Below are 22,720 nucleotides of genomic sequence, written 5' to 3' on the forward strand. Positions count from 1 at the left end.
CGCGCCGCGCCGCCACGGTCGTGATCTCCAGCTCCGGGTAGCGCAGGGCGGTCAGCTTCCCGCCGTACACGCAGCCGGTGTCGATGTTCAGCGTCCTGCCGATCCATTCCGGCTCCACGACCGGCGTGTGCCCGTACACCACCAGGGCCTTCCCTGTATAGCCGGCGGCCCACTTCACCCTGACCGGAAGCCCGAATCGGTCGAGGCCGCCCGTTGTCTGGCCATGGATGGCGAAATGACGCGCTTCCGGGGACGTCTGTCCGAGATACTCGTCGGTGATCCCTGCGTGCGCCACGGCGAGGCGGCCGCGGTCCAGGACCAGGTGCGACGGCAGGCGCAGGAGAAACTCCTCGAACTCGTCGAGAAATCGCCGACGCGCGGCCGCGGGCAAGGCCTCGATCTGGCGGATCGTCCTGAACGTGCCGGGGCTCACGCTCCGGGTGCCGTCGTGGAGACAGCCGAGGAGCGCGATCTCGTGATTGCCCGGGACGCAGAAGGCGCTGCCCGCCGCGGTCATGCGCATGACGATGCGCGCCGCCCGCACGACGTGAGGTCCGCGGTCCACGAGGTCGCCGACGAACACGGCCCGCCGTCCCCCGGGGTGGCGGAACGGGGCGCCGGGCGCCGACCGGCGGTAGCCGAGCCGGAGGAGAAGCCGCTCGAGCTCGTCGGCGCAGCCGTGGATGTCGCCGATGACGTCGAACGGCCCCAGTTCCTTCCGGCGATTGCACGGTGCGGAGGTCGAAACTGCCACCTGGGTGCGGCGGGCCGCGGCGGCTCCGCGCACGACGTGCACTACCGCGAATCCCTCCGAGCGCAGCCGCGGGAGGCCTCGGGCGAGACGGCGCGCCTGGTCGACGATCACGGCGCGGCCGACGCGGCGCGCGCGCCTCCTGTCGTTGGCGACGCAGGTCTCGACCGGCAGGTCCAGGACGATCGCGATGGCCGGCACGTGACGACGCGCGGACAGGGCGACGAGCGCCCGGCGGGCCCGCGGTTCCACGCTCGTGGCATCGAACACGGTCAACAGGCCGCGCCGCAGGCGCTGTTCCGCCATCCGATGGGCCAGGAGGAAGGCCCCGGGGCTCACGCCCTGGTCGGCCTCGTCGCCCGCGAGCAGGAGGCGGCAGGCATCGGTGCTGACGATCTCGGCGGGGCGGAAGCTGCGCCGGCAGAAGCTGGACTTGCCGGACCCGGCGGGGCCGACCATGACGACGAGGCAGGGAGACGGGACCCTCAGAATCCTGGTCCGCGGCATGACGACTCCGCGAGCGACAGCGGCGCTCCTTGCTGCGCGCTCTCAGTACGCCAGCAGGTCCTTGATGGCCTGCGCGATCTGCTCGACGCTCGGAAGAACCGCGGCCTCGAGGTTCGGAGCGAACGGCACGAAGGAATCCCTCGCCCCGACCCTGCGCACGGGCGCGTCGAGATACTCGAAACCCCGGTCGGCGAGCACGGCCGCAATCTCGCCACCCATCCCCGCGAACAGCGGAGCCTCGTGCGCCACGAGGGCGCGACCGGTTTTGGCCAGCGAGGCCAGCACCGTTTCGGTGTCCAGCGGTGCGACCGTCCTCAGATCGATCACCTCGACCGAGGGTTCCCCGCCCGCCCCGGCGGCCACCTGGCTGATCGCCTGCTGCACCATGTGCACCGCGCGTCCCCAGGCGATCACGGTCAGGTCGTCCCCCGGCCGGATGATCCGCGCCTTGCCGAAGGGAATGACGTAATCGCGCCCCGGCTCCGGCGTCTTGGTGTACACCTGGCGGTACAGACCCTTGTGCTCGAAGAACAGGATCGGGTCGTCCATCCGGCAGGCGGCCTTGATGAGACCCTTGGCGTCGGCCGCGTTGCTGGGGTACGCCAGGTACCAGCCGGGCGTGTGGGCGTAGAGCGTCTCGGGCGACTGCGAGTGGAACGGGCCGCCCCGGATGTATCCGCCCACCGCCACGCGCACGACCATCGGGCAGGTCCAGCCCGAGGCGCTGCGCCAGCGGAGCGTCGAAATCTCGTTGCGCATTTGCATGTAGCCGGGGTAGGAGTAGTCGCCGAACTGGATCTCGACGACGGGCTTGTAGCCGCCGATCGCCATCCCCTGCGCAGCGCCGACGATGGTCGCCTCGGCGAGGGGGGAGTTCACCACGCGGCCCGGGAACGCCTCGGTCAGCCCTCGCGTCACGCCGAACACGCCCCCCTTGGGATCCTGGATGTCCTCGCCCCACATGACGATCTTCGGGTTGGCCTCCATCTCCTCGCGCAGCCCGTGATTGATCGCCTCGACCATCGTGATCGGCTTCTCGGACACGAAATCCGGCCCGGTCTCCTGCGTGATGACCCGATCCGCGCTGTAGATGTCGGCCGCCGCGGTCGATGCATCCGGGTAGGGAAGGGCGTCGATCCTCCGCGCCGCCTCCTCCACTTCGGCCTTGATGCGCGCCCGCCACTCCTCCACCTCCCGGTCGGTCAGGAGCCCCATCTCGCGTACGCGCAGCTCGCTGTGGGCCAGCGGGTCCTTGCGGCGCGCCTCCTCCATGTTCTTCGGGTCGCGGTACTTCGTCTGGTCGTCCGAGGACGAGTGGGAGTCGAGCCGGACGACCATCGCCTCGACGAACAGGGGACCCCGGCCCTCGCGCAGGTCCTGCACGAGCGGCTTCAGAGTGTTGTACATCTCGGTGAAACGGGTGCCGTCGACGCGCACCGATTTCATGCCGAATCCGGCCGCCACCTGGTAGATCTGCGAGTGCGTCTGCTGCTCCTGCGGCACGCTGATGGCGTAGCCGTTGTTCTGGATCAGGAACAGGACCGGCAGCCGGTCGTGCTGCGCCTTGTTGACCGCCTCGAAGAATTCCCCTTCGGACGTCGATCCCTCGCCACCCGAGACGTACACGATCTCGTCCTTCTGGTCCGCCTTGACCGCCATTCCCATCCCGACGGCGATCAGGAACTGCGTGCCGGTGCAGGCGGTCGGCGAGACGACGCGCAGGGCGCGGGAGGAGAAGTGCTCCGACATGTTCCGGCCGAGGGAATTGGTGTCCCCCTCGCGCGACAGCATCCCCTGGAAGATCTCGTCGAGCGGCATCCCCAGCCCGACCATGAGCGCCTTCTCGCGATAATAGGGGAAGAACCAGTCCCGTCCGGGCTGCAACAGCATGGAGACCGCGATCTGCACCTTCTCGTGCCCGCGCGCCGAGGCGTAGAACGAGCACTTGCCGGCGCGCACGAAGATGCGGCACTGCTCCTCGACGAAGTAGGCCCTGAGCATTTTCTCGTAGAGCTTGAGGAACAGGTCGGGGTTCACGCCGGGGGCCGCGGTCTTCGGGCGCGGGCGCTCCGCGGGCAATTTCCGCACAGCCATCTCGTACCTCCGAAACCCGGGATCGACCCGATCCTACATCTTCATACCGTGGAACGCCAGCCGGGGTGACGCCGCGGGTGCCAGGACGGGACTGGGAGGTCTTTCCCCCCGCTTCCTGACGGACGGTTGACGGCCGCGCCACGCTCGCGTGTCCCCTTCGTGGAAAGCCTTGCCGGTCGCGGGCTTGAACCTTGCCCGCGAACGATGCGGCCCATATATTCCGAGCGGTTCGCGGAGCAGGCTCGCATGTTCGAAAAGAAGAAGCGAAAATCGAAGAAGCAGGTCGACCGCGCAGACGGGCAGGTCGACGGCCAGGATGCCGCCGCGGCCGGAGAGGAATCGGCCGCCGGGGCGGCTCCCTCGGGCCCGCCGACGGGCGAGCCGGGCTCGCGCATCGGCCGTTACACCATCGAGTCGACGCTCGGCCAGGGGGGCATGGGCAAGGTCTACCTTGCCCGCGACCCCGTGATCGGCCGGAACGTCGCCCTCAAGGTCATCACCATCAGGCCGGATCTGTCCGACGAAGAGGCCGGGCAGTACCGCGAGCGGTTCCTGCGCGAGGCGCAGGCGGCGGGCGCCCTCATCCACCCGAACATCGTGGCGGTGCACGACATCGGGCAGGACCCCGCGACGCGGTGCCCCTACATCGTCATGGAGCACGTCCCGGGCCAGGATCTCAAGAAAGTGATCCTGTCCCGCGCGCCGCTGACCGGAGGGGACGCGGTCGCCATCGTCCAGCAGATCGCCGCGGCGCTCGATTACGCCCACCGGAGCGGCATCGTGCACCGGGACATCAAGCCCGCCAACGTCCTGATCACGGAGCAGGGGCGGGTGAAGATCACCGATTTCGGTGTGGCGCGGCTGGCGGGATCGGATCTGACGCGCTCCGATCAGTTCGTCGGCTCGCCCGGATTCATGTCGCCCGAGCAGCTCAAGGGAGGGCAGGTCGACGGCCGCTCCGATCTCTTCGCGCTGGGAGTCATTCTCCACCAGCTCCTGACTGGCAAGGCGCCGTTCGAGGGGGAGAGCGTCTCCGAGGTCCTGTACCGGATCTCCACGCAGCCGGCCGAGCCGCCCAGCGAGTCGAACAGCGATGTGTCGCCCGATTTCGATCCGATCCTCGAGAAGGCGCTCGCCAAGGATCCGGCGCAGCGCTACCAGACAGGCCAGGAGATGATTGCCGCGCTGGCGCCCCTGGCGCGGCAGGAGGCGCCGGACGCGGAGACGGGGAGCAACACCGCCGAGGAGGGCCAGGACCAGCCGTTCGTGGCGTCCCCCTGGTTCACCCTCACCAGCCAGTGGCGCCTGGGGGCGCTGGTGGCGTTCCTGGTGCTCGCCCTGATCGGCGTGAACTGGGGCATCGTCACCCTGTTCCACGGCCCGCTCGGGAACAGCGTCCTGCTCGACGAAAACCCCGGGAAGCGTTCGGTCTCGGAGAAGGCGCCCGTGACGGCGCGGGGTTCGGTCAGCATCGCGGGGACCTCGGTGCCGGTGGCGCCGGAACGCGCCGGAGGGTGGATCGGCAACCCGCGCCAGGCGATCGGCGCGGCGCGGGACGACCTGAAGACGGCGCGCCAGGAGATTGAGACGGCGGAGACGCTCCAGCCCGACAGGCCGATCAAGGCGATCTGCGCCATGACCTACGCGGGGCCGTCCGAGATGGGCCGCGTCGTCCAGGCGGCACGGCAGGCGCGCGCCGCCAAGTCGCAGAACGCCAGCCTCGTCCCGCTGGATCGCCCGAACGGAAGGATCAGGCTCGAGGTGAAGCACCGGATGAAGGGCGGGCGTCTGGTCGTGCTGGTGGACGGCAAGACGGTCCTGTCGAAGCCGTTCGAGGCTCAGAAGGGCAAGTCGGGGACCGTCACGCACGTCCTGTCCGTCCCCGCGGGCAGGCACGGCGTCGAGGTCCGGCTCCTCGAGGACAAGGGCGGGTTGCTCGTGAAGTCCAGGATCACCGGAACCGTCACGAAGAACGAGGTCGCGCTGCTCACGGGCGAGCAGCGCTCAACCGGGAAGAACAATCTCAGGCTCGACTGGCAGGACTCCCACTGATGGAGAGGACGATGAGGACACCGATGGATCGCGCCAAGGACCAGAACGCAAAGGTGCGCCGCTCGACCGGCGCGTGGCTGATTCGCAAGGAGCTGCCGGTCGGCCGCCCCAAGCCTCCGGCGCGCCCTCCCTCCCCCGGCGGGATCAACACACCCGGCGGCACCACCGGCGGCGGCATGATCTGCCCAGGAACGGATCGAACTCGTGGCACCGCCGCCGCGGGGGCCGTCGTGGCCGCGCGCGAGATCGGCAGGCGCCTGGCGGAGGGTGAGGCCGGAGCGCGCGCTCTCCTCGTGTCCGGCGCGGGCGCCGTCGACGAGACGGCCCTGGAGTCGCCGGCGCAGAGGGTCCTGAGCAAGCCGTCGGCCCTGGGCGGGAAATCGATCTACCTCACGGTGATCGAAGGAGATCTGAAGGGGAAGTCGTTCGACATCACCGGCATCGGAACGTACACGATCGGGCGCAAGGAATGCGACATCGTCCTGGACGACGACAAGGTGTCGCGCAAGCACGCTTCGGTCGTGATCATCCGCGAGCGGCAGTACGCCGTCCAGGACCTCGCCAGCAGGAACGGCACGTTCGTGAACGGCGTCCGTCTGACGCGCCGCAACGTGCAGCACAACGACCTGATCCGCGTCGGTAACACGACGCTGCGTTTCACGGTGTTCGACGGTCCGGTCCCGGTCGAGGCATGAGCGGAACCGGCCGCGACGCGGCGGAGTTGTCGGAATGAAGATCAAGGGGATCGAGACCCTGTCTCCGGACCAGCTGCGTCACGAGATCGAGAGAGGCGGCCGGTTCGTGATCTTCCAGTACTGCATCTCGATCGTCGTCCTCACCTTCAAGAGGGTCTCCGACATCCAGTTCATCAAGGGGGACGAGAGCGCGTTCCGCAAGGGCGCCGCCTACTCCCTCATTTCTCTCCTGTGCGGCTGGTGGGGCATTCCCTGGGGCCCCATCTGGACCGTCTCCACCCTCATCACCAACTGCCGTGGCGGCCGGGACGTGACGGCCGACGTCGTGCGGGCCCTCTCCTCGAAGGCCGCCTGACACCCGCCCACGAGAGCCGCGGCGGGCTCGCAGCGCGGTGCGGCTCATGCTCGCTCGCGAGGCGTAACGGGCGCTCGGGTCGGACGCATGGCGCGGCGAGAAATCGCCACACCGCGCTGCGAGCCCGCCGCGGCTCGTCGGGCCCGAGGTCGACCCACCGCGCGGAGGTCCCGCCCGTCGTTCCAAGCAAAAAGGGATCCGCAGCCAAGTCACTGCTCGCGACTGACGATCGCTGCCCTTCCGGGCTAGCTCGGAAGGAGTGGTCATTCGCATCGGTCCGCAACCGTGGGGGCGCTCGGGACGTGCGTGGCGGGCGCGCAGCGGGGTGTGGCGATTTCGAGCCGCGCCATGCGTGTGACATGGCAGCCCCTTATCCCGCGCGAGGGAGCATGAGCCACACCCCGCTGCGCGCCCGCCACGCGGTCCGGCTGAAGGTCTCCTGCGCGATACGGACCCTTGCACAGGCCGCCCCGCTCCTGTAGCCTTGGCGCTCCATGGCTGAAGCGAAGCGCGAGAACCGGCTGGCGCGGGAGACCAGCCCGTACCTGAGGCAGCACGCCCACAATCCGGTCGACTGGTACTCCTGGGGCGAGGAGGCGCTGCGGCGCGCCCGGGAGGAGGACCGGCCGATCTTCCTGTCCATCGGGTACTCCTCGTGTCACTGGTGCCACGTGATGGAGCGCGAGTCGTTCGAGGACGACAGCGTCGCCCTCCTGATGAACGAGCTGTTCGTGAACATCAAGGTGGATCGGGAGGAGAGGCCGGATCTCGACGAGATCTACATGGCCGCCACCCAGATGCTCACCGGACAGGGGGGCTGGCCGAACTCCGTGTTCCTCACGCCCGAGCTGAAGCCGTTCTTTGCCGGCACTTATTTCCCGCCGGCCTCGCGCTGGGGCCGGCCCGGCTTCGCGGACGTCCTGCGATCCGCCGCCGACGCCTATCGATCGAAGAAGGACGACGTGAGGCGCATGGCGGACGAGGTGGCGGCGCAGATCGCGCGCCTCTCCGAGATGACCCCCTCGGCGCAGCGGCTCACGCCGTCGGTCCTCAACCGGGCGTTCGGCGACCTGGCGGGACGGTTCGACAACGAGGAAGGGGGATTCGGCGGGGCGCCGAAATTTCCGCACAGCATGGACGTCTCCTTCCTGTTGCGCTACCACCGCCGCGCCGGCAACCCCGAAGCGCTGCGCATGGCCGTCCTCAGTCTCGAGAAGATGGCCCGCGGCGGCATTCACGATCAGCTCGGCGGCGGATTTCACCGCTACGCGGTGGACGCGAAGTGGCTCGTGCCGCATTTCGAAAAGATGCTGTATGACAACGCGCTCCTGTCGCGCGTCTACCTGGAGGCGGCGCAGGCGGTAGGACGCCTGGGGGTCTCGGCCGCGCTGCCGTCGGGCGGACCCGCGACCGCGGCGTTCTTCAAGGAGGTGGCGCGCGACACGTTCGAGTGGGTGCTGCGGGAGATGACCTCGCCCGAGGGCGGGTTCTACTCGAGTCTCGACGCCGACAGCGAGGGGGAGGAGGGGAAGTACTACGTCTGGACACCGCAGGAGATCGCGCAGGTGCTCGGCCAGCAGGAGGCCGCCCTGTTCTGCAACGTCTACGGGATCGTCCCGGGAGGGAACTTCGAGCAGGGCCGGAGCATCCCGCACCTGGCGCGGTCGATGGCGCAGGTCGGCTCCGACCTGCGCATGGAGGAGGGGGAGCTCCGGCTGCGCATGGCGTCGGCCCGCGCGAGACTCCTCAAGAGCCGGGAAGGACGCGTTCGTCCGGGGCGCGACGAGAAGATCCTGGCCGACTGGAACGGCCTGATGATCTCGGCGCTGGCGTTCGGATCGCGCGTTTTGGACGAACCACGCTGGGCCGACGCGGCGGGACGGGCCGCCCGACTGGTGCTCGATCGCATGGTGCGTGACGGCCGCCTGCTGCATTCCTTCATGGATCGGGAGGCGCGCCATCCCGCCTACCTGACCGATCACGCGTTTCTCCTGGCGGCGTTCCTCGATCTCTACGAGACGACGTTCGACGCCGCCTGGGTCGACGAGGCGCGCCTCATGGCCTCCCGCCTGGTCGATCGGTTCTGGGACGAACGCGGCGGCGGTTTCTATTTCACGGCGAGCGATCACGAGACGCTGATCGCGCGGACACGTGAAGGCAACGACGGCGCCGTTCCCGCCGGCGCCTCGGTCGCCGCCCTGGCCCTCCAGCGCCTGAGCGCTCTGACCGGCGACGCGTCGCTCCTGACGAAAGCCGGCGAGACGCTCCGCCTTTACCGCGACCGGATGGAGCGCTTCCCGTCCGCCTTCGGAATGATGCTGTGCGCCGCCGACCAGCACCTCGCCGGGACGCGCACGATCGTTCTCGCCGGACCCCGTCACGATCCCGGCGTGCGCGCGTTCCTGCAGGCGCTCCGTGACTCCTACGATCCGAACAGCGTTCTCGCCCTCGCCGATCCCGCGGTCGCGGGGGCGGAGCGGGCGCTCCCCGTTCTGGCTGGCAAGTCTCCCATCGAGGGACGATCCGCCGCGTACCTGTGCGAGGCCGGCACGTGTCGCGCGCCGGTGCTGTCGCCCGCCGAGCTGGAAATCTGATCTCCCCCGGACGCTTGGGGTCTTTACCCTAATCGCGTTCGGGGGGATTGACACCGACGAGATCCCCCCCCTAGAGTTTCTCAATCAGCACAGTCGTCCCCTTCAATTGGCGTCGGGCGGTCTGTGGCCGGGAAGGGCTGGCCCCATGGGTCAGGGCCTCGCTTTTGCAAGTCAGGTTTGCAAGCAGACCGTCCTGTCGTAGCACCTGTGAGGGGAGTGTGTATGGCGCGCGGCACTATTGCGAAGGTCGTTCGGGATCGCGGTTTCGGCTTCATCCGCGGGAACGACGGCAAGGAAGTGTTCTTTCACCGCTCGGGTCTCGTCGGGATGAACTTCGACGACCTCGAGCAGGGAACGATGGTCGATTTCGAGGTCGAAAAGGGCCCCAAGGGACTGCGCGCCGCGAACGTGCGCGGCGCCACGGGCGCCTGATCCGCGGAAGCGGAGTCGATCCGCTCAACGGCCGGCCAGGCGGCGTGTGAAGTCGCTGTAAGGCGCCTGGTCGCGCGTCACGCGAGCGAGGTTGAAGCCTCCCAGCGCGATTCGATACACGGCGAAGCGGCCCCCCCCGCTTCGCCTGTCCTTGCCCCCCGCCGGTCCCGCCACCAGCAGGATCGTCCGCTCATCGAGAACGACCGGCTCGGAGGCACCGTACGGCAGCGTGAGCGGGTCGGTGATCTGCCGCAGTCCGGCGCGCGCCCCCTCGCGACTCACCTGAAAGATCTGCGAGACACGACCCTCGGGCTCGCGGCCGAAGACGAAAGAACCGTCCGGGAGAGGCACCGGTCCGTGGTCCGCGAAGTCTCCGGTCCCGCCCGAATCCGGCGGGACGTGCGGCCGGGTCTCGGTGAGACAGACGGCGCCCGAATCGGGATCCGGGGCCTCCACGTCGGGAATCAGCCACACCCGCGGCGCACCCGTGCGGTCCGAGACGAAGACGACGGTGCGGCCGTCCGCGGTGCCCCAAGGCTCCGCGTCGTCCGCGGCGTGGCGCGTCAGCCGGCGCAGGTCGCCGCCATCGAGACGTATCGTGTAGAGATCGCGCCGGGAGTCTTTCGGCGCGCCGGCGTCGATGCCTGCGAATACGATACGGTTCCGACCCAGGGGAGCGGGCGCCGAGACCTCGGAGGGACCCGAGTCGGATGTCAGGCGCCGGACCCCGCCTCGAGGTGGAGCCAGATAGATCGCCGGGGTGCCGTCCCGGTCGGAGACGAAGACGACGCCGCCGTCGGGAAGGCGGGCCGGCATCGTGTCGGCGTGCGGGCTCGCCGACTCGGCGATCGCGACGGGCCGCGCGTTCCCCCGGTCGATCTCCTCGTAGATACGGTACGAGCCGCCCCGGTCCGAAACCAGAAGGACGCGAGCGTCCAGGCCGGGTGCGCTGGACGGTGCGCCACAGGCGGCGAGGAGAAGGAAGAGGGCCGACTGGTACCGGACGAGGAGGACGCGCGGCGCGGTCACCCCCCGTCGCCGGGCGCGGCAGCCCGCGAGGCGACAGTCCCCTTGATGACCAGACGGCGCAGGGCGCCCATCGGGATCGCCCCGTACGAAAGCACCGCGTCGTGGTAAGCGCGCAGGTCGAAGGCCGCGCCGCGCTCCGCCTGCGCGTCCCGGCGCAGCCGGCGCCAGGCCTGCCAGCCGACGAAGTACGTCGGGAGCTGGGTCGAGGACAGCTTGGCCCGCCGCAGCTTCCCCTCGGCCTCCGGTTTCTCCTGGAAGGTGTCCTTGATCATCAGATCGAGAGCCTCCTGATCGGTCATCCCGAGCGTATGCAGCTTCACGTCCAGGATGGCGTTCGCCAGGACCCGCAGCTCCTCCTTCCGGAACGTCAGCGCCATGCGCGGGTCGCCGCCGTCGTGGAAGCCCTGCTCCAGCATGGTCTCCTCGGCATACTGGGCCCAGCCTTCGATGTAGGCGTTGTTCCCGTAAACGCTGCGCAGGAGCCTGCGCCACTCCGGCTGCACGCGGTTGGCGTACTCGAGCTGCGTGTAGTGTCCCGGCAGCGCCTCGTGCAGCGACAGGAGCAGGAGCTTGTAGCGGTTGTACTCGCGCAGCTTCGCCTCGGCCTTCTCGGCGGGCCACGCGCCCGGGATCGGCGTGACGTAGTAGAGCGACTTCAAGGCCGGCTCGAGGGGCGGGGCGGCGTTCAGCCCGGCGACGCTGTAGATGCCCCGCAGGAACGGCGGGGTCTCGATAATCGACAAATTGTCATGCCGGGTCATCGTCAGGATCGCGTGCGATTCCAGGAATCCGGCGATCTCCTGGACGTCACGGCCGATCGCCTGGGAGAGCTGGTCGCGCGCCGGGTGCTCGCGCCCGATGCGATCGAGGGTCTCGCGCACGATGGTGTTCGCGCGCGCCTCCTGATCCTTCAGGGTCTTGTGACCGTCGTGTCCGGCATACCACTGGTCATGCAGCGGCGCCGCGAGCGCCAGCATCTCGGAACGGACGCGCCGCACGCCGTCCTCCGCCTCCTTCAGGACCGCTCCGGGGTCGAGGTCCTCCTGGAAGTAGGCGGCAAACTTCTCGCGGTAGAGCGCTCCGCCGAGCCGCCAGTCTCCGGTCGATCGCTTCTTGAGATCATCCGACAGGAATCGCCCCAGGCGGTCGACCGCCCGCAGCGCTTCCGCGCTCTTCGTCTCGAACTGCGCCCGGAGGGGAGAGCCCTTCTCGAACAGGGCCGGCAGGGCGTTCTGGATCACGTCCCGGTTGCCGTCGTTCTCCTCGATCGCGACCTCCGTGTAGATCGGGGCGCTGCTCTTGAGAGCCGCGATCGCCCCGTCGACGAAGGCGGGCAGCTTCTCGAGGCGGGCCAGGATGTCGGCCCCCCGGTCCGCCGCCGGGGCGTACTCGAACACGACCGGGAAGAACAGCGCCGTGCCGATCGACTCGACCGCGGTGGTGGGGTTCGTCTCCATCGACCGCACCCGCTCGAGATCGAGGAGGGCCAGGCGGCACTGCGCCGCGATGATGCCGCGGTCGATGCGCTCCTGCTCCGGCAGGGACTCCGCCGGAAACTCGCGGTCGAGCGCCTCGAGCGTGCCCCGGTAGTACCGCACTTTCCCGGCCGTGCCCTCCGCCGAGACGTCGTCCAGCTCACGGTCGAGATCGATCTCCCGGCCCGTCTCCGGGTCGCGGTGCCGGTGGAGGCCGGCGAGGGTGGCGGACGGAGGGGACAGGGCGAGCGAGTCGCCCGTGAACCGCGAGGCGAATTCGGCGAAGGAGGCCGCCGTCGCCCCGTTCCCGCCGCGCGTGCCCGGCACAGGCCGCTGCGCGCAAGCCGTCGCGACAAGGGTCAGGACGGCGAGCACCACGAGGCGGTGCGGGCGCCACGCGCCGGGGTTCCTGGAGCCGAAGACACTGCATGCGATCGTCATCGGAAGCCTCCGTTCGAATCGCGTATCTTAGCATCCGGAAATGCCCTCGTGTTCGGGGCCGGCGGGGCGGCGGCCCGCCCCGCCACTCGAGGACGTGAAGACAGAGCGCCAGGCGCGTTGACGAAGGCGACGAGCGCCGCTAGGATGGAGCCGGCCCGTGGAGGGGGAACACCTTGAGTGACGAGAAGAGGCTCGGCCACGCCGTTCGCATCCTGCGGGAGGCGTACGAGCGGCAGATGGCGGGACGGCTCGACGAGGCGGTCCGCCTGTACCAGGCCTCGATCGCCGAGTGCCCGACCGCCGAGGCCCACACGTTTCTGGGCTGGACCTACAGCCAGAAGGGGCGCTACGAGGACGCGATCGAGCAGTGCAAGATCGCCATCACGCTCGATCCCGGATTCGGCAACCCTTACAACGACATCGGCTCCTACCTGATCCACATGGGGCAGGTCGATCAGGCGATCCCGTGGCTGGAGCTGGCCAAGAAGGCGCCGCGCTACGAGCCGCGTCACTTTCCCTACCTGAATCTGTATCGCGCCTACTCGAAATTGGGAGAGCTCGACAAGGCGCAGCGCGAGCTGCAGCAGGCGCTGTTCATCCAGCAGTCGCTGGAGCAGCAGTCGGGTGTCGTGGAAGAGGACGCCGGCACGGGGCCGGTCAACTGAGTCGGCCGCGGGCGGGGTTCAGGGGAAGACACCCAGCTCCATGTAGCTGCGCGCCACCTTGCCGATGGCCACGGCGAAGGCGGCCGTGCGCAGGTCCTCGACGCGCGGGTCCTTGTCGAGGGCCTCGCGGATTTCCCGGTAGGCGTTCTGCATCGTCCCCTCCAGGCCGGAGTTGACCAGGTCCACCTCGTCGGCCCCCCTCAGCAGGTCGCGCCTCTGCTTGTCCGGCACCGGCTTCCCCGTGACCTGCTCGATGGTGGAGACGAGCTTGTCCCGGTAGATCTCGTCCAGACGCTTTTCCATGCGCCCGTAACGGATGTGGGACAGGTTCTTCGTCCACTCGAAGTAGGAGACGGTGACGCCACCGGCGTTCAGGTAGATGTCGGGGACGATCAGGACACCGCGCTTGATCAGCTTCTCGTCGGCCCCGACCGTCGTGGGGCCGTTGGCCGCCTCGGCGATCATCTTCGTCTTGATCCGGTCGACGTTGTCGAGCGCTATCTGATTCTCCAGGGCGGCGGGGACCAGGAGGTCGCACTCGATCTCCAGGACGTCGCGCGGCCCTCCCAAATCCCGGACGCCAGGGAACCCCTTCAGGCCGCCGGTCTTGTCGCGGTATTCCGACAGGTTCGCGATGTTCAGTCCGTCGGCGCTGAAGACACCGCCGGCCACGTCGCCGATCGCGATGATGCGGCAGCCGTCCTCCTCGGACAGGAACTTCGCGACGTGGTACCCGACGTTCCCGAACCCCTGGATCGCCACGCGCTTCCCTTCGAGGCCCCCGGTCAGACCGTGCTTCTTCATGTCGGCCTTGATCTTGAACGCCTCGCGGATGCCGTACTGCACGCCGCGACCGGTGGCTTCCTTGCGTCCGCGGATGCCCCCCTGCGTCACCGGCTTGCCGGTCACGCAGGCGAGCGAGTCGACCTGCCCCGACGTCAACGCCTCGTAGGTGTCGGCGATCCAGGCCATCTCCTGCTCGCCGGTCCCCAGGTCCGGCGCCGGCACGTTGATTCCGGGGCCGATGAAGTTCTTGCGCACGAGCTCGGCCGTGTAGCGGCGTGTGATGTGCTCCACCTGCTCGCGGGTGTATTTCTTGGGGCTGAAGCAGATGCCCCCCTTGGATCCTCCGAACGGCACGTCGACGATGGCGCACTTGTAGGTCATGAGCGCCGCGAGCGCCATGACCTCCTCCTGCGTCACCATCTCGCTGTAGCGGATGCCGCCCTTGGTCGGCTTGCGGTGCTGCGAATGTTCGGCGCGCCAGCCCTGGAAGAGCTCGTAGCGGTCCCCGATGCGCACCGGGAACTGCATGTAGTAGACCGCGTTGCAGGCCTTGATCTGGTCGAGCAGCCCTTTCGGGACGTCCAGGGTCGCGGCGGCTTTGTCGAACTGCCGCGACACGATGTTCCAGAGATTGAGATCCTCGCCTCCGCCCCTGCGGGAATTGTCCATCGCGTGCCTCCGCCCTCCGAAGTTCCGGCGCGGGGCGTATCCTTGCACAGGCGGCCTCCCGGGAACAAGGAGCACAAGACCCCATCGCGAGAGAGACCGCGCAGGCGGCGGTCGTGGCGGCTTCGCTATAATGTCGTCGTCTCGTCAGCCGGGCCCATAGCTCAGTCTGGTAAGAGCAGCTGACTCATAATCAGTTGGTCCCTGGTTCGAATCCAGGTGGGCCCACCTCAGAACCCCTGCGGGTGCAGGACTCTCGTCATGGCGGGGGAGGGCATGAGCAGGACAGGCGGTCTCTCCGAGGTCGCGTCAATCCGCCGCCTCATCCTCAAGCGTCCGCAGGACGCCTTCGTGGACGAGCGCCGGATCGAGGCGCAGTGGCGGGACCTCCGCTTCACCGCCCGCCCCGATCTCCGCAAGGCGGCCGCGGAGCACGAGCGTTTCGCCGAGCTCCTCTGCGGGTCCGGGGCCGAGATCCTGTTTCTGCCGCGCGACGACGAGACCGGCCTGGATTCGATCTACGTCCGCGACGCCGTCGTCGTGTCGGAGCGGGGCGCGATCCTGTGCAACATGGGGAAGGCGCAACGCCGCCACGAGCCCAGGGCCGCCGCCCGCTATTTCGAAGCGGCGGGAATCCCGATCGCGGGTCGCATCGAGGATGAAGGCAGGCTGGAAGGGGGAGATGTGGTCTTCCTCGACGCGAGGACGGTGGCGGTCGGTCAGGGATACCGGACGAATGGAGAGGGGATCCGCCAGCTCCGGGAGATCCTGGGGGGCGGGGTGGACGATCTGATCCCGGTGCCCCTGCCGCACTGGAGCGGTCCGGACGACGTACTCCATCTCATGTCGCTGCTGAGCCCGATCGACATCGATCTCGTCCTCGCGTACTCCCGGCTCCTGCCGGCTCCGTTCCGGCAGTGGCTGCTGACCCGCGGCACCGAGATTCTCGAAGTCCCCGACGAGGAGTTCGCCTCGATGGGCTGCAACGTCCTGGCCACGGCACCCGGCCGGTGCATCATGCTGCAGGGAAACCCCCGGACCAGGCGCCTGCTCGAGACAGCCGGGTGCGAGGTCACCGTGTACGAGGGGAGGGAGATCTCCCTGAAGGGATCGGGGGGGCCGACCTGCCTGACGCGGCCCCTCGTGAGAGAGTGAGAGAGAGCGCCGCGCGCCTCAGCGCAGCTGCTTCGTCTTCCAGTCCTTGAGGATCTGCCGCGAGGCGTTGTAGCCCGGCGCCCCGGTGACGCCCCCTCCGGGATGGACCCCGGCGCCGCACAGGTAGAGACCGCGCACGGGGGTGCGGTAGCGGGCCCAGCCTGGCACGGGGCGACCGAGGAAGAGCTGGCCCAGGTTCAGGTCGCCGTGGAAGATATTCCCCTCCGTCAACCCGAAGCGGCTCTCGAGGTCGACCGGCGACAGGATATCGCGCTCCAGAATCGACCGCTTGAAGCCGGGCGCGACCTCGTCGATGGTGTCGGTCACCCGGTCGGCGAGCCGGTCGCGCTCGGTCGCCCAGTCGCCGTTATTAAGATGATAGGGGGCGTACTGCACGAAGGCGGTCAGGACGGCCCGGCCCTCTGGGGCCAGGGTCGGGTCGATGTGGGTCGGCACCACGCAATCGACGTACGGCTCGCTCGAGGACATGCCGTGCTTGCACTCGTCCCAGGCCCGCTCGTGGTAATCGACGCCGTGGCACACCGTGAAGTCGGACTTCTCGGCGGGCGACAGGATTCCCTTCGGCCATTGGGTCAGGACGGGTGCCGTGGACAAGGCGAAGTTGATCTTGGCGCACGGGCCCGCCATCTTGATCCGCCGGACGTCCTCGAGGAAGCGCCCCTCGACCTGGCGCTCCTCCAGGAGCTTCAGGAAGGTGCGCTTGGGATCGGCGTTGCTGGCTACGGCCCGGGCGCGGATCTCCTCCCCTGACGCCAGTACGACACCCGTGGCCCGGCCGTTGGCCACCGTGATCCGCGCCACTTCGGCGCCGGTCCGTATGACGGCCCCGAACGAGCGGGCGGCCTTCGCGAGCGCCTCGCTGATCGTCCCCATCCCGCCGTGCACGTGCCCCATGTAACCCTGGGACACCTCGTCCCCTCCCGACATGCTGTGGAACATCAGGCCGGAGGCGGAGCAGGGGGTCATCGGTCCGTTGTGCGCCCCGAGGACGTTGGAGCAGCCGATCAGGTTCTTCACCTCGTCGGTCTCGAAGCGCGCGTCCACGAGGTCCACGACGCTGGCGGTCAGGAACTGCATCAGACGCCCCGCGTCCTCCTCGGTCAGCCTGCGCATGCGCAGGCCGAGACGGGCCAGGTCCTTGAGCGACGCCAGTCCGTGGTCGAGCGCCGGGGGCGGCTCCAGGAAGAACACCTCCAGATACGCCGCCAGCCTCTTGATCTCGGCGTCGAACTCGAGATAGGCGCGGGCGTCGCGCGCCGAGATCGCTTCGATCCCGGCCGCGGTCCTGCGGGCGTCCTGGTACATGAACAGCGGCCGGCCGCTGCGGCTGGGAACGAACAGGAGCGGGTCGCACGGCGTCATCCTCAGGCCGTACTTCGAAAGGCCCAGCTCGCGGATGACCTCCGGACGCATCATGCTGGCGATGTAGGCGGCGGTCGAGGCGCGGAATCCGGGCGCGATCTCCTCGGTGACGCAGGCGCCGCCGACCAGGCCGCGGCGCTCCAGGACGCAGACCTGGAGGCCGGCGCGGGCGAGGAACCCCGCGGTCACCAGACCGTTGTGTCCGCCGCCGATGACGACGACGTCGAACGCGTGGGGGGTGCCCGTGCCCGTCATTCTCAGGCCATGATCGGGTCGTCTTTGTACATCGATCGGAGGAGCTGTCCTCTGGCGAAGCGCTCGAAGGACAGGGGTGTGATGTCCAGGCTCGGCGTCCCGCTCAGGATCAGCTCCGCGATGAGGCGGCCGGTCACCGGGGCCTCCTTGAAACCGTGCCCCGAGAAGCCGTAGCAGAGGATCAGCCCCTCGACCCCGGGCGCGGTTCCCATCACCGGGTGGAAGTCGGGTGTCCCCTCGAGAAGTCCCGCCCACCCGCCCCTCGGCGTGCCGCTCGCCAGGCGCGGCATGGCGCGGGCCAGCCGGACCGAGACATCCTCGATGTAGCGATCGGAGGGTTGCGTGGGATAGGCGTCGGGGTCGAGGCTGCCCTTGAAGTAGGAGCTGCCTTCGGCGACGACCGTGTGGCCGGTCCCCTCGGGCCGGAAGGACAGGCCGTTGACGAAATCGTAGACGCTCGGCGTGTCGATAGGATACGTGTCGGGCGCCTGCACACGGATGACCGCCTCCTCGATCAGCTCGAGCCTGAGGGGAAGCTCGAGGCCGACCCACCGTCCGACCCGGTCGGCCCAGGGTCCGGCCGCGTTGACGACCGTGCGGGTCGCGATGGTCTCGTGAGGCGTGACGACGCCCGCGATCCGGCCGTTGTCCAGGACGAGACCGGTCGCCGGCGTGTTCTGGAGTATCGTCGCGCCCCTCTCCTTCGCGCGGCCGGCGAAGGCGACGGTCGAGCCGTAACCGTCGCCGTATCCGGCGTTCTCCTCGAACCCGAACCTGACGGCGCCCTCGGTGTTCAAGCCCGGCACGCGCTCCCGCGCCTCGGTCTCGTCGATCAGGCGCGTGGGCACGCCGTGCCTCCGCCCGAGGGCGATATTGTGCTCGAGCGCCTCCACGTCCTTGTCCGTGACCATGTAGACGAGACCGCACTGCACCCAGCCGGAGTGTCCGCCCACGACGGCGTCGAACGTCGCGAAGAAGTCGCGCCCCTGCCGGGCGATCTCGGTGACGAGATCGGTCGAGTAGTGCTGCCGGATCATCCCGCCGGTGCGACCGCTGCAGCCGGACGCCAGGGTGTCCTTCTCGAGGACCACGACGTCCGTTCCGGCGCTTCGGGTCAGGTGATAGGCGATGGACGCCCCCTGGATCCCGCCGCCGATGATGACCACGTCCGCCGTGCGCGCCATGCCGTCCGCTCCGTGGGATTCGGAGAGGATACCATGCGTTTTGCTATGTCAATCAGGGTTTCAGGATGTGGCCCTCGGACCGGGCCACGCAGGCGGCGACGGTCACGTCTCCCGTCACATTCAGGACCGTGCGGCACATGTCGAGGATTCGATCGACACCGAGGATGATGCCGATCGCGTGCGCCGGGATTCCGATGGTCACCAGCAGCGCCATGACGAGGGGAAGCGATCCGCCGGGCACGCCGGCCGTGCCGATGCCGGAGAGGATCGACAGCAGGACCACGGTGACCTGCGCGCCGACCGACAGGTGGATGCCGTAGAACTGCGCCAGGAACAGGACGGTGACGCCCTCGTAGAGCGCGGTGCCGTTCTGGTTGAGGGTCGACCCCAGGGTCAGAACGAAACCGCCGATCGATCGGGGGATCCCCAGCTCCTCTTCGGCCACGCGCAGAGTCACGGGGAGCGTCGCGTTGCTGGAGGACGTGGAGAAGGCGGTGAGCACGACGTCCTCGATCCGCCTGAAGAACCGCCATGGTGAGAGGCGGGCCACGAACCGGATCAGGAGGGAGTAGGTCACCGCCTGGTGCAGCGCAAGACCGAGGAGGACGGTGACGACGTACAGACCGAGGAGGGTCACTGATTTGGGGCCGAGGCGCGCCGTGATGGTGAACAGGAGCGCCGCCACGCCGAGCGGCGCCAGACGCATGGCCAGTCCGATGACCTTCAGGACCACCTCGTAGACGGCCCGCAGCCAGGCCAGAAGCGGTTCGACGGCGGTGCGGTCGATGAGGGTCACCGCGACGCCGATCACCAGGGCGAACACCATGACCGCGATCATGTCGCCGCGAAAGGCGTTGACCATCGCTTCGACGGGGTTTTCGGGAATGAGATCGAGAGCGATCTGCAGGCCCGTCTTCGGCTGGGGAGGCTCCCTGACCGGGCCGGCCGATCGACCGATCGCCTCGAGCGCTCTGTGCGCCGGCTCCGAAAGCCCCACCCCTGGGCGGATGATGTTCGCCAGCCCGACGCCGATGAGCACCGACACGCTGCTCAGGGCGAGGGTGAATAGGAGGGTCTTGAGCCCGATGCGCCCCAGCCTGCGCACGTCCCCCAGCTCGGCCACACCGAGGATGATCGCCGAGAGGATCAGCGGGATGACGACCATGAAGATCAGTCGGAGGAAGATCTGGCCGAGGGGGTAGCTGATGTTGTCGATGGACCACTGCAGCCCGGCGCGTCCTTCGAAGGCATGATGCGCGATGAGCCCGAGAGTCCCGCCCGCCACCATCCCGATCAGGATCTGGGTGTGCAGGGGAAAGGCGCGGCGCGCCGGCCGGGGCGTGCCGGAAGGAGCGCGGGTTTCGTTGTCGTCTTTTTTCATGGGCGGCGGTTCCCCGGACGGGCCAGGAGCGCGCGCTGCGACGGGCGCGGGATGGTAACACGCGCGTGGTATAATCCCGCTTCTTCGGCGAAGCGATTCTCCCAGGGGCGTCCCGTGATGAAGAGTCCGCCAGTGACCCTGTCGATCGCGAGGTCGGCCTGGCCCGGCCGCCCCCGCGGTCTGTCCCGCGGGCGGACCGCCCCCGGGGTGCTTCCTTCGGGAGGCACCCCTTTTTTTGTGCCCGGTGGATCGAGATCATGAACGACGACATGAAGCGCCTGGTGCGCGTGCAGGACATCATCTCGGAAATCGAGGCGGTGCAGGAGAAGGTCGGCGCCATCCCCGTCGAGGTGGCCCGGCTCGAGAAGGAGCTGCTCGCCGCGCAGAAAGACATCGAGATCGAACGGGGGCGCGTCCAGGAGCTCGGCAAGGACCGCAGACGCTTGGAGATGGAGCTGATGGGGATCGAGACGAAGATCACCAAGTATCAGGCTCAGCTCCTCGACGTGAAGACAAACAAGGAGTACCAGGCGATGCTGCACGAGATCGAGGGGTGCAGGAAGGAGCGCGCCGCCCTCGATGAAAGGATCCTCCTGGAGATGGAGGAGAGCGAGACGCGCAACGTCGCCGTGCGCTCCCTGGAGGAAACGCTCGAGCGGCGGCGCCGCGAGACCTCGCAGGGAAAGGCGCGGCTCGACGCCGAGGCTCAGGAGCTGAAGGCGCGGGCCGCGTCCCTGGACGAGGAGCGGCGGGCGCTCGAGACCGGCATCTCCGCCGACTACCTGAAGCCGTTTCTCAAGGTGGCGGCCCAGCGCAAGGGCCTGGCCCTCGTGGCGGTCCGCGACGAGCGCTGCGGCGGGTGCCACGTGCGCGTCATGCCGAAGCTCATCCAGCAGGTCCGCCGGGCGACCGGTCTGATCGCCTGCGACTCCTGCAAGCGCTTCCTTTACGTTCCCGACGATCCGCTGCGGGCGACCGTCGCGGCCGCCGAGTCCCCCGCCCAGTGACTCGCCGTCGACGGCCCGCCGCCACCCGCAAGCGCGCGACCGCCCGGACGTCCGGCGGCGGCCTCGTCGCCCACATCGACGGCGGAGCACGCGGCAACCCCGGCCCGGCGGGGTACGGGGTCCACGTCGAGGACGAGCAGGGGCGGGTGGTGGCGCAGCTGTACGGTTACCTCGGAACCGCGACCAACAACACGGCGGAGTATGCGGCCCTGCTGGCTCTTCTGGAGTACGCCCGGGCCCACGAAGCCGCGGCGCTGCGGGTCCTGTCGGACTCGGAACTCCTCGTCAGGCAGATGCGGGGCGAGTACCGCGTCAAGCATCCCGGGCTTCAAGTGCTGCACGCCGCCGCCTGCCGGCTGATGACGTCCGTCCCCTCCGTCGTTCTCGAGCACGTCCCGCGCGAGCGGAACGTCGAGGCCGATGCGCTGGCGAACCGCGCCATGGACCTGCGCGACAGCTCGGGTCCGCTTCCAGAGGCGCTGCGGGATCTGCCGCCCCTTCCGTTCCAGCCTCGCCTCGCCTGATCGACGCCCGGAAGCGCCGGCGGATTGACAGGCGGCCGGGGGCCGCTATATTTGTTGTCTATGGCGCCGGGCGCGATAGCGGATCGATTGCAGGGGATCCGCGAGCGGATCGCGGCCGCGGCGGGCCGCGCCGGGCGCGATCCGGAATCGGTCACGCTCGTGGGCGTGGGCAAGACCGTCCCGCCGGATCGAATCCTGGAAGCCGTCCAGGCCGGTCTGGCGGATCTCGGCGAGAACCGGGTGCAGGAGGCGCGCGACAAGGCGCCCCTCCTTCCGGGAACGGTCCGCTGGCACCTGGTCGGGCACCTGCAGGCGAACAAGGCGAATCACGCCGCCCGGCTGTTCCAGGTCGTGCACTCGATCGATTCGGTCGAGACCCTCGAGCGGCTTGAGCGCGCCGCGGAGCGGGAGGGCCGGCGGATGACGGCGATGGCGCAGGTCAATCTGGCCGGTGAGGCGACCAAGTCCGGGGCGCGGACCGAGGACCTGGATCGGATCCTCGAGACGGCGGCCGGCCTGAGGAGTGTAGCGCTCACCGGGCTGATGATCCTGCCGCCCTACGATCCGGATCCGGGCAGGAGCCGGCCCTTCTTCCGGAGACTGCGCGAGCTCCTCCACGAGACGCAGGGGCGGCACCCGGGGCTTTCCCTGCGGCACCTGTCGATGGGGATGACGGAGGATTTCGAGGTGGCCATCGAGGAAGGGGCGACGATGGTGCGTGTCGGACGCGCCCTGTTCGGAGAAAGGAGAGAGGCATGAAGATCACTCCGATCGACATCAACAGCCACCGCTTCGCGAAGAGGATGCGGGGCTTCGACCCGGAGGAGGTGAGGTCCTTCCTCAACCTCGTGTCGGGCGAGTTCGAGAAGCTCGTGATCGAGAACAATGCCCTGAAAGAGGACCTGTCCCAGATCAAGGCCGGCATCGCCGACTACAAGGAGCGCGAGCGGATCCTGAAGGACACGCTCGTGACCGCCCAGAAGCTGGCCGAGGACATGAAGGAGGAGGCCCGCAAGGAGGCGCAGCTCATCATCAAGGAAGCCGAGATCAGGGGCGGGCAGCTCCTCGACCAGGCGGCGCGCAAGGCGGGCCAGATCGAAGGGATGATCCAGAATCTGCGCGTCGAGCGCGACGCCTTCGAGCAGCGCGTCCGCTCCGCCGTCGAGCAGCATCTGCGACTCCTCGACATGCACAAGAAGGAAGAGGAGGTCGAGGATCGACTGCGGTTCATGAAGAAGCCGCCCGCCGGAGAAGCCCGCTGATAGAAGCCGATCTGGCCATCGTCGACG

18 protein-coding genes, 1 tRNA gene and 1 pseudogene are annotated in these 22,720 nt (G+C 68.7%); 12 read left to right on the forward strand and 8 right to left on the reverse strand.

From position 1 onward, the window contains the following. Positions 1 to 130 precede the first annotated feature (130 nt). Together VEW47_05100 and VEW47_05105 are read right to left on the reverse strand one after the other, a co-directional pair. A pseudogene (locus VEW47_05100) lies at positions 131 to 1,258 on the reverse strand (AAA family ATPase). 42 nt (positions 1,259 to 1,300) lie between these two features. Further along, positions 1,301 to 3,352 (reverse strand): dehydrogenase E1 component subunit alpha/beta, encoded by a 2,052-nt coding sequence (locus VEW47_05105; GenBank protein ID HYS04553.1) that lies wholly within the window; start codon positions 3,350 to 3,352, stop codon positions 1,301 to 1,303. 246 nt (positions 3,353 to 3,598) lie between these two features. Here VEW47_05105 and VEW47_05110 point away from each other — a divergent pair, with 246 nt between their 5' ends. The 5 genes from VEW47_05110 (at position 3,599) to VEW47_05130 (ending at position 9,480) form a co-directional block, all read left to right on the forward strand. Then, positions 3,599 to 5,404 carry a serine/threonine-protein kinase gene (locus tag VEW47_05110; protein ID HYS04554.1) on the forward strand — a complete coding sequence of 602 codons (1,806 nt, stop codon included), beginning with the start codon at positions 3,599 to 3,601 and terminating at the stop codon, positions 5,402 to 5,404. An 11-nt stretch (positions 5,405 to 5,415) separates the two neighbouring features. Continuing rightward, complete coding sequence (locus VEW47_05115) at positions 5,416 to 6,099, forward strand: FHA domain-containing protein (protein ID HYS04555.1); 684 nt, start codon at positions 5,416 to 5,418, stop codon at positions 6,097 to 6,099. A 34-nt stretch (positions 6,100 to 6,133) separates the two neighbouring features. Continuing rightward, positions 6,134 to 6,454 carry a hypothetical protein gene (locus tag VEW47_05120; protein ID HYS04556.1) on the forward strand — a complete coding sequence of 107 codons (321 nt, stop codon included), beginning with the start codon at positions 6,134 to 6,136 and terminating at the stop codon, positions 6,452 to 6,454. 494 nt (positions 6,455 to 6,948) lie between these two features. Next, positions 6,949 to 9,048, forward strand: coding sequence for a thioredoxin domain-containing protein (locus VEW47_05125; GenBank protein HYS04557.1), 2,100 nt, complete (start codon positions 6,949 to 6,951; stop codon positions 9,046 to 9,048). A gap of 222 nt (positions 9,049 to 9,270) precedes the next feature. Continuing rightward, positions 9,271 to 9,480, forward strand: coding sequence for a cold shock domain-containing protein (locus tag VEW47_05130; protein ID HYS04558.1), 210 nt, complete (start codon positions 9,271 to 9,273; stop codon positions 9,478 to 9,480). A 24-nt stretch (positions 9,481 to 9,504) separates the two neighbouring features. Here VEW47_05130 and VEW47_05135 read toward each other — a convergent pair whose 3' ends face one another. Both VEW47_05135 and VEW47_05140 read right to left on the reverse strand, forming a co-directional pair. After that, positions 9,505 to 10,509 carry a hypothetical protein gene (locus VEW47_05135; protein HYS04559.1) on the reverse strand — a complete coding sequence of 335 codons (1,005 nt, stop codon included), beginning with the start codon at positions 10,507 to 10,509 and terminating at the stop codon, positions 9,505 to 9,507. After that, complete coding sequence (locus VEW47_05140; GenBank protein ID HYS04560.1) at positions 10,506 to 12,425, reverse strand: DUF885 domain-containing protein; 1,920 nt, start codon at positions 12,423 to 12,425, stop codon at positions 10,506 to 10,508. The genes VEW47_05135 and VEW47_05140 overlap by 4 nt, the downstream gene beginning before the upstream one ends. A 173-nt stretch (positions 12,426 to 12,598) precedes the next feature. Between VEW47_05140 and VEW47_05145 the strand changes: the two genes are divergently transcribed. Continuing rightward, complete coding sequence (locus tag VEW47_05145; protein ID HYS04561.1) at positions 12,599 to 13,090, forward strand: tetratricopeptide repeat protein; 492 nt, start codon at positions 12,599 to 12,601, stop codon at positions 13,088 to 13,090. An 18-nt stretch (positions 13,091 to 13,108) separates the two neighbouring features. Here the strand turns inward: VEW47_05145 and VEW47_05150 are convergent, their stop codons facing one another. Continuing rightward, the gene (locus VEW47_05150; GenBank protein HYS04562.1) at positions 13,109 to 14,545 is read right to left on the reverse strand and encodes a Glu/Leu/Phe/Val dehydrogenase; all 1,437 of its coding nucleotides are present in this window, start codon (positions 14,543 to 14,545) and stop codon (positions 13,109 to 13,111) included. Between the two features lie 150 nt (positions 14,546 to 14,695). Here VEW47_05150 and VEW47_05155 point away from each other — a divergent pair. After that, positions 14,696 to 14,770: transfer RNA gene (locus tag VEW47_05155), tRNA-Ile, on the forward strand. A gap of 48 nt (positions 14,771 to 14,818) precedes the next feature. Continuing rightward, on the forward strand, positions 14,819 to 15,697 hold the full coding sequence (locus VEW47_05160; protein ID HYS04563.1) for an arginine deiminase family protein: 879 nt from the start codon (positions 14,819 to 14,821) through the stop codon (positions 15,695 to 15,697). An 18-nt stretch (positions 15,698 to 15,715) separates the two neighbouring features. On the opposite strand, the gene VEW47_05165 is transcribed toward VEW47_05160, so the two are convergent. The 3 genes from VEW47_05165 to VEW47_05175 are packed head-to-tail and all read right to left on the reverse strand — an operon-like array spanning position 15,716 to position 19,900. After that, the gene (locus tag VEW47_05165; GenBank protein HYS04564.1) at positions 15,716 to 17,335 is read right to left on the reverse strand and encodes an NAD(P)/FAD-dependent oxidoreductase; all 1,620 of its coding nucleotides are present in this window, start codon (positions 17,333 to 17,335) and stop codon (positions 15,716 to 15,718) included. A gap of 2 nt (positions 17,336 to 17,337) precedes the next feature. Next, on the reverse strand, positions 17,338 to 18,519 hold the full coding sequence (locus VEW47_05170) for an FAD-dependent oxidoreductase (GenBank protein HYS04565.1): 1,182 nt from the start codon (positions 18,517 to 18,519) through the stop codon (positions 17,338 to 17,340). A gap of 52 nt (positions 18,520 to 18,571) precedes the next feature. Next, positions 18,572 to 19,900, reverse strand: a complete 1,329-nt coding sequence (locus VEW47_05175) for a dicarboxylate/amino acid:cation symporter (GenBank protein ID HYS04566.1) — start codon at positions 19,898 to 19,900, stop codon at positions 18,572 to 18,574. Positions 19,901 to 20,157: 257 nt separating this feature from the next. Between VEW47_05175 and VEW47_05180 the strand changes: the two genes are divergently transcribed. The 4 genes from VEW47_05180 to VEW47_05195 all read left to right on the forward strand — a co-directional run bounded on the left by VEW47_05180 (position 20,158) and on the right by VEW47_05195 (position 22,693). Further along, positions 20,158 to 20,907, forward strand: a complete 750-nt coding sequence (locus VEW47_05180; protein ID HYS04567.1) for a C4-type zinc ribbon domain-containing protein — start codon at positions 20,158 to 20,160, stop codon at positions 20,905 to 20,907. Then, positions 20,904 to 21,431, forward strand: a complete 528-nt coding sequence (locus VEW47_05185; protein HYS04568.1) for a ribonuclease HI family protein — start codon at positions 20,904 to 20,906, stop codon at positions 21,429 to 21,431. The genes VEW47_05180 and VEW47_05185 overlap by 4 nt, the downstream gene beginning before the upstream one ends. A gap of 87 nt (positions 21,432 to 21,518) precedes the next feature. Beyond that, the gene (locus VEW47_05190; protein HYS04569.1) at positions 21,519 to 22,190 is read left to right on the forward strand and encodes a YggS family pyridoxal phosphate-dependent enzyme; all 672 of its coding nucleotides are present in this window, start codon (positions 21,519 to 21,521) and stop codon (positions 22,188 to 22,190) included. Then, positions 22,187 to 22,693, forward strand: a complete 507-nt coding sequence (locus VEW47_05195) for a DivIVA domain-containing protein (protein HYS04570.1) — start codon at positions 22,187 to 22,189, stop codon at positions 22,691 to 22,693. The genes VEW47_05190 and VEW47_05195 overlap by 4 nt, the downstream gene beginning before the upstream one ends. The last annotated feature ends 27 nt before the right edge of the window (positions 22,694 to 22,720 follow it).

This window comes from Candidatus Dormiibacterota bacterium, assembly GCA_035635555.1.
Taxonomy (GTDB): domain Bacteria; phylum Acidobacteriota; class Polarisedimenticolia; order Gp22-AA2; family Gp22-AA2; genus Gp22-AA3.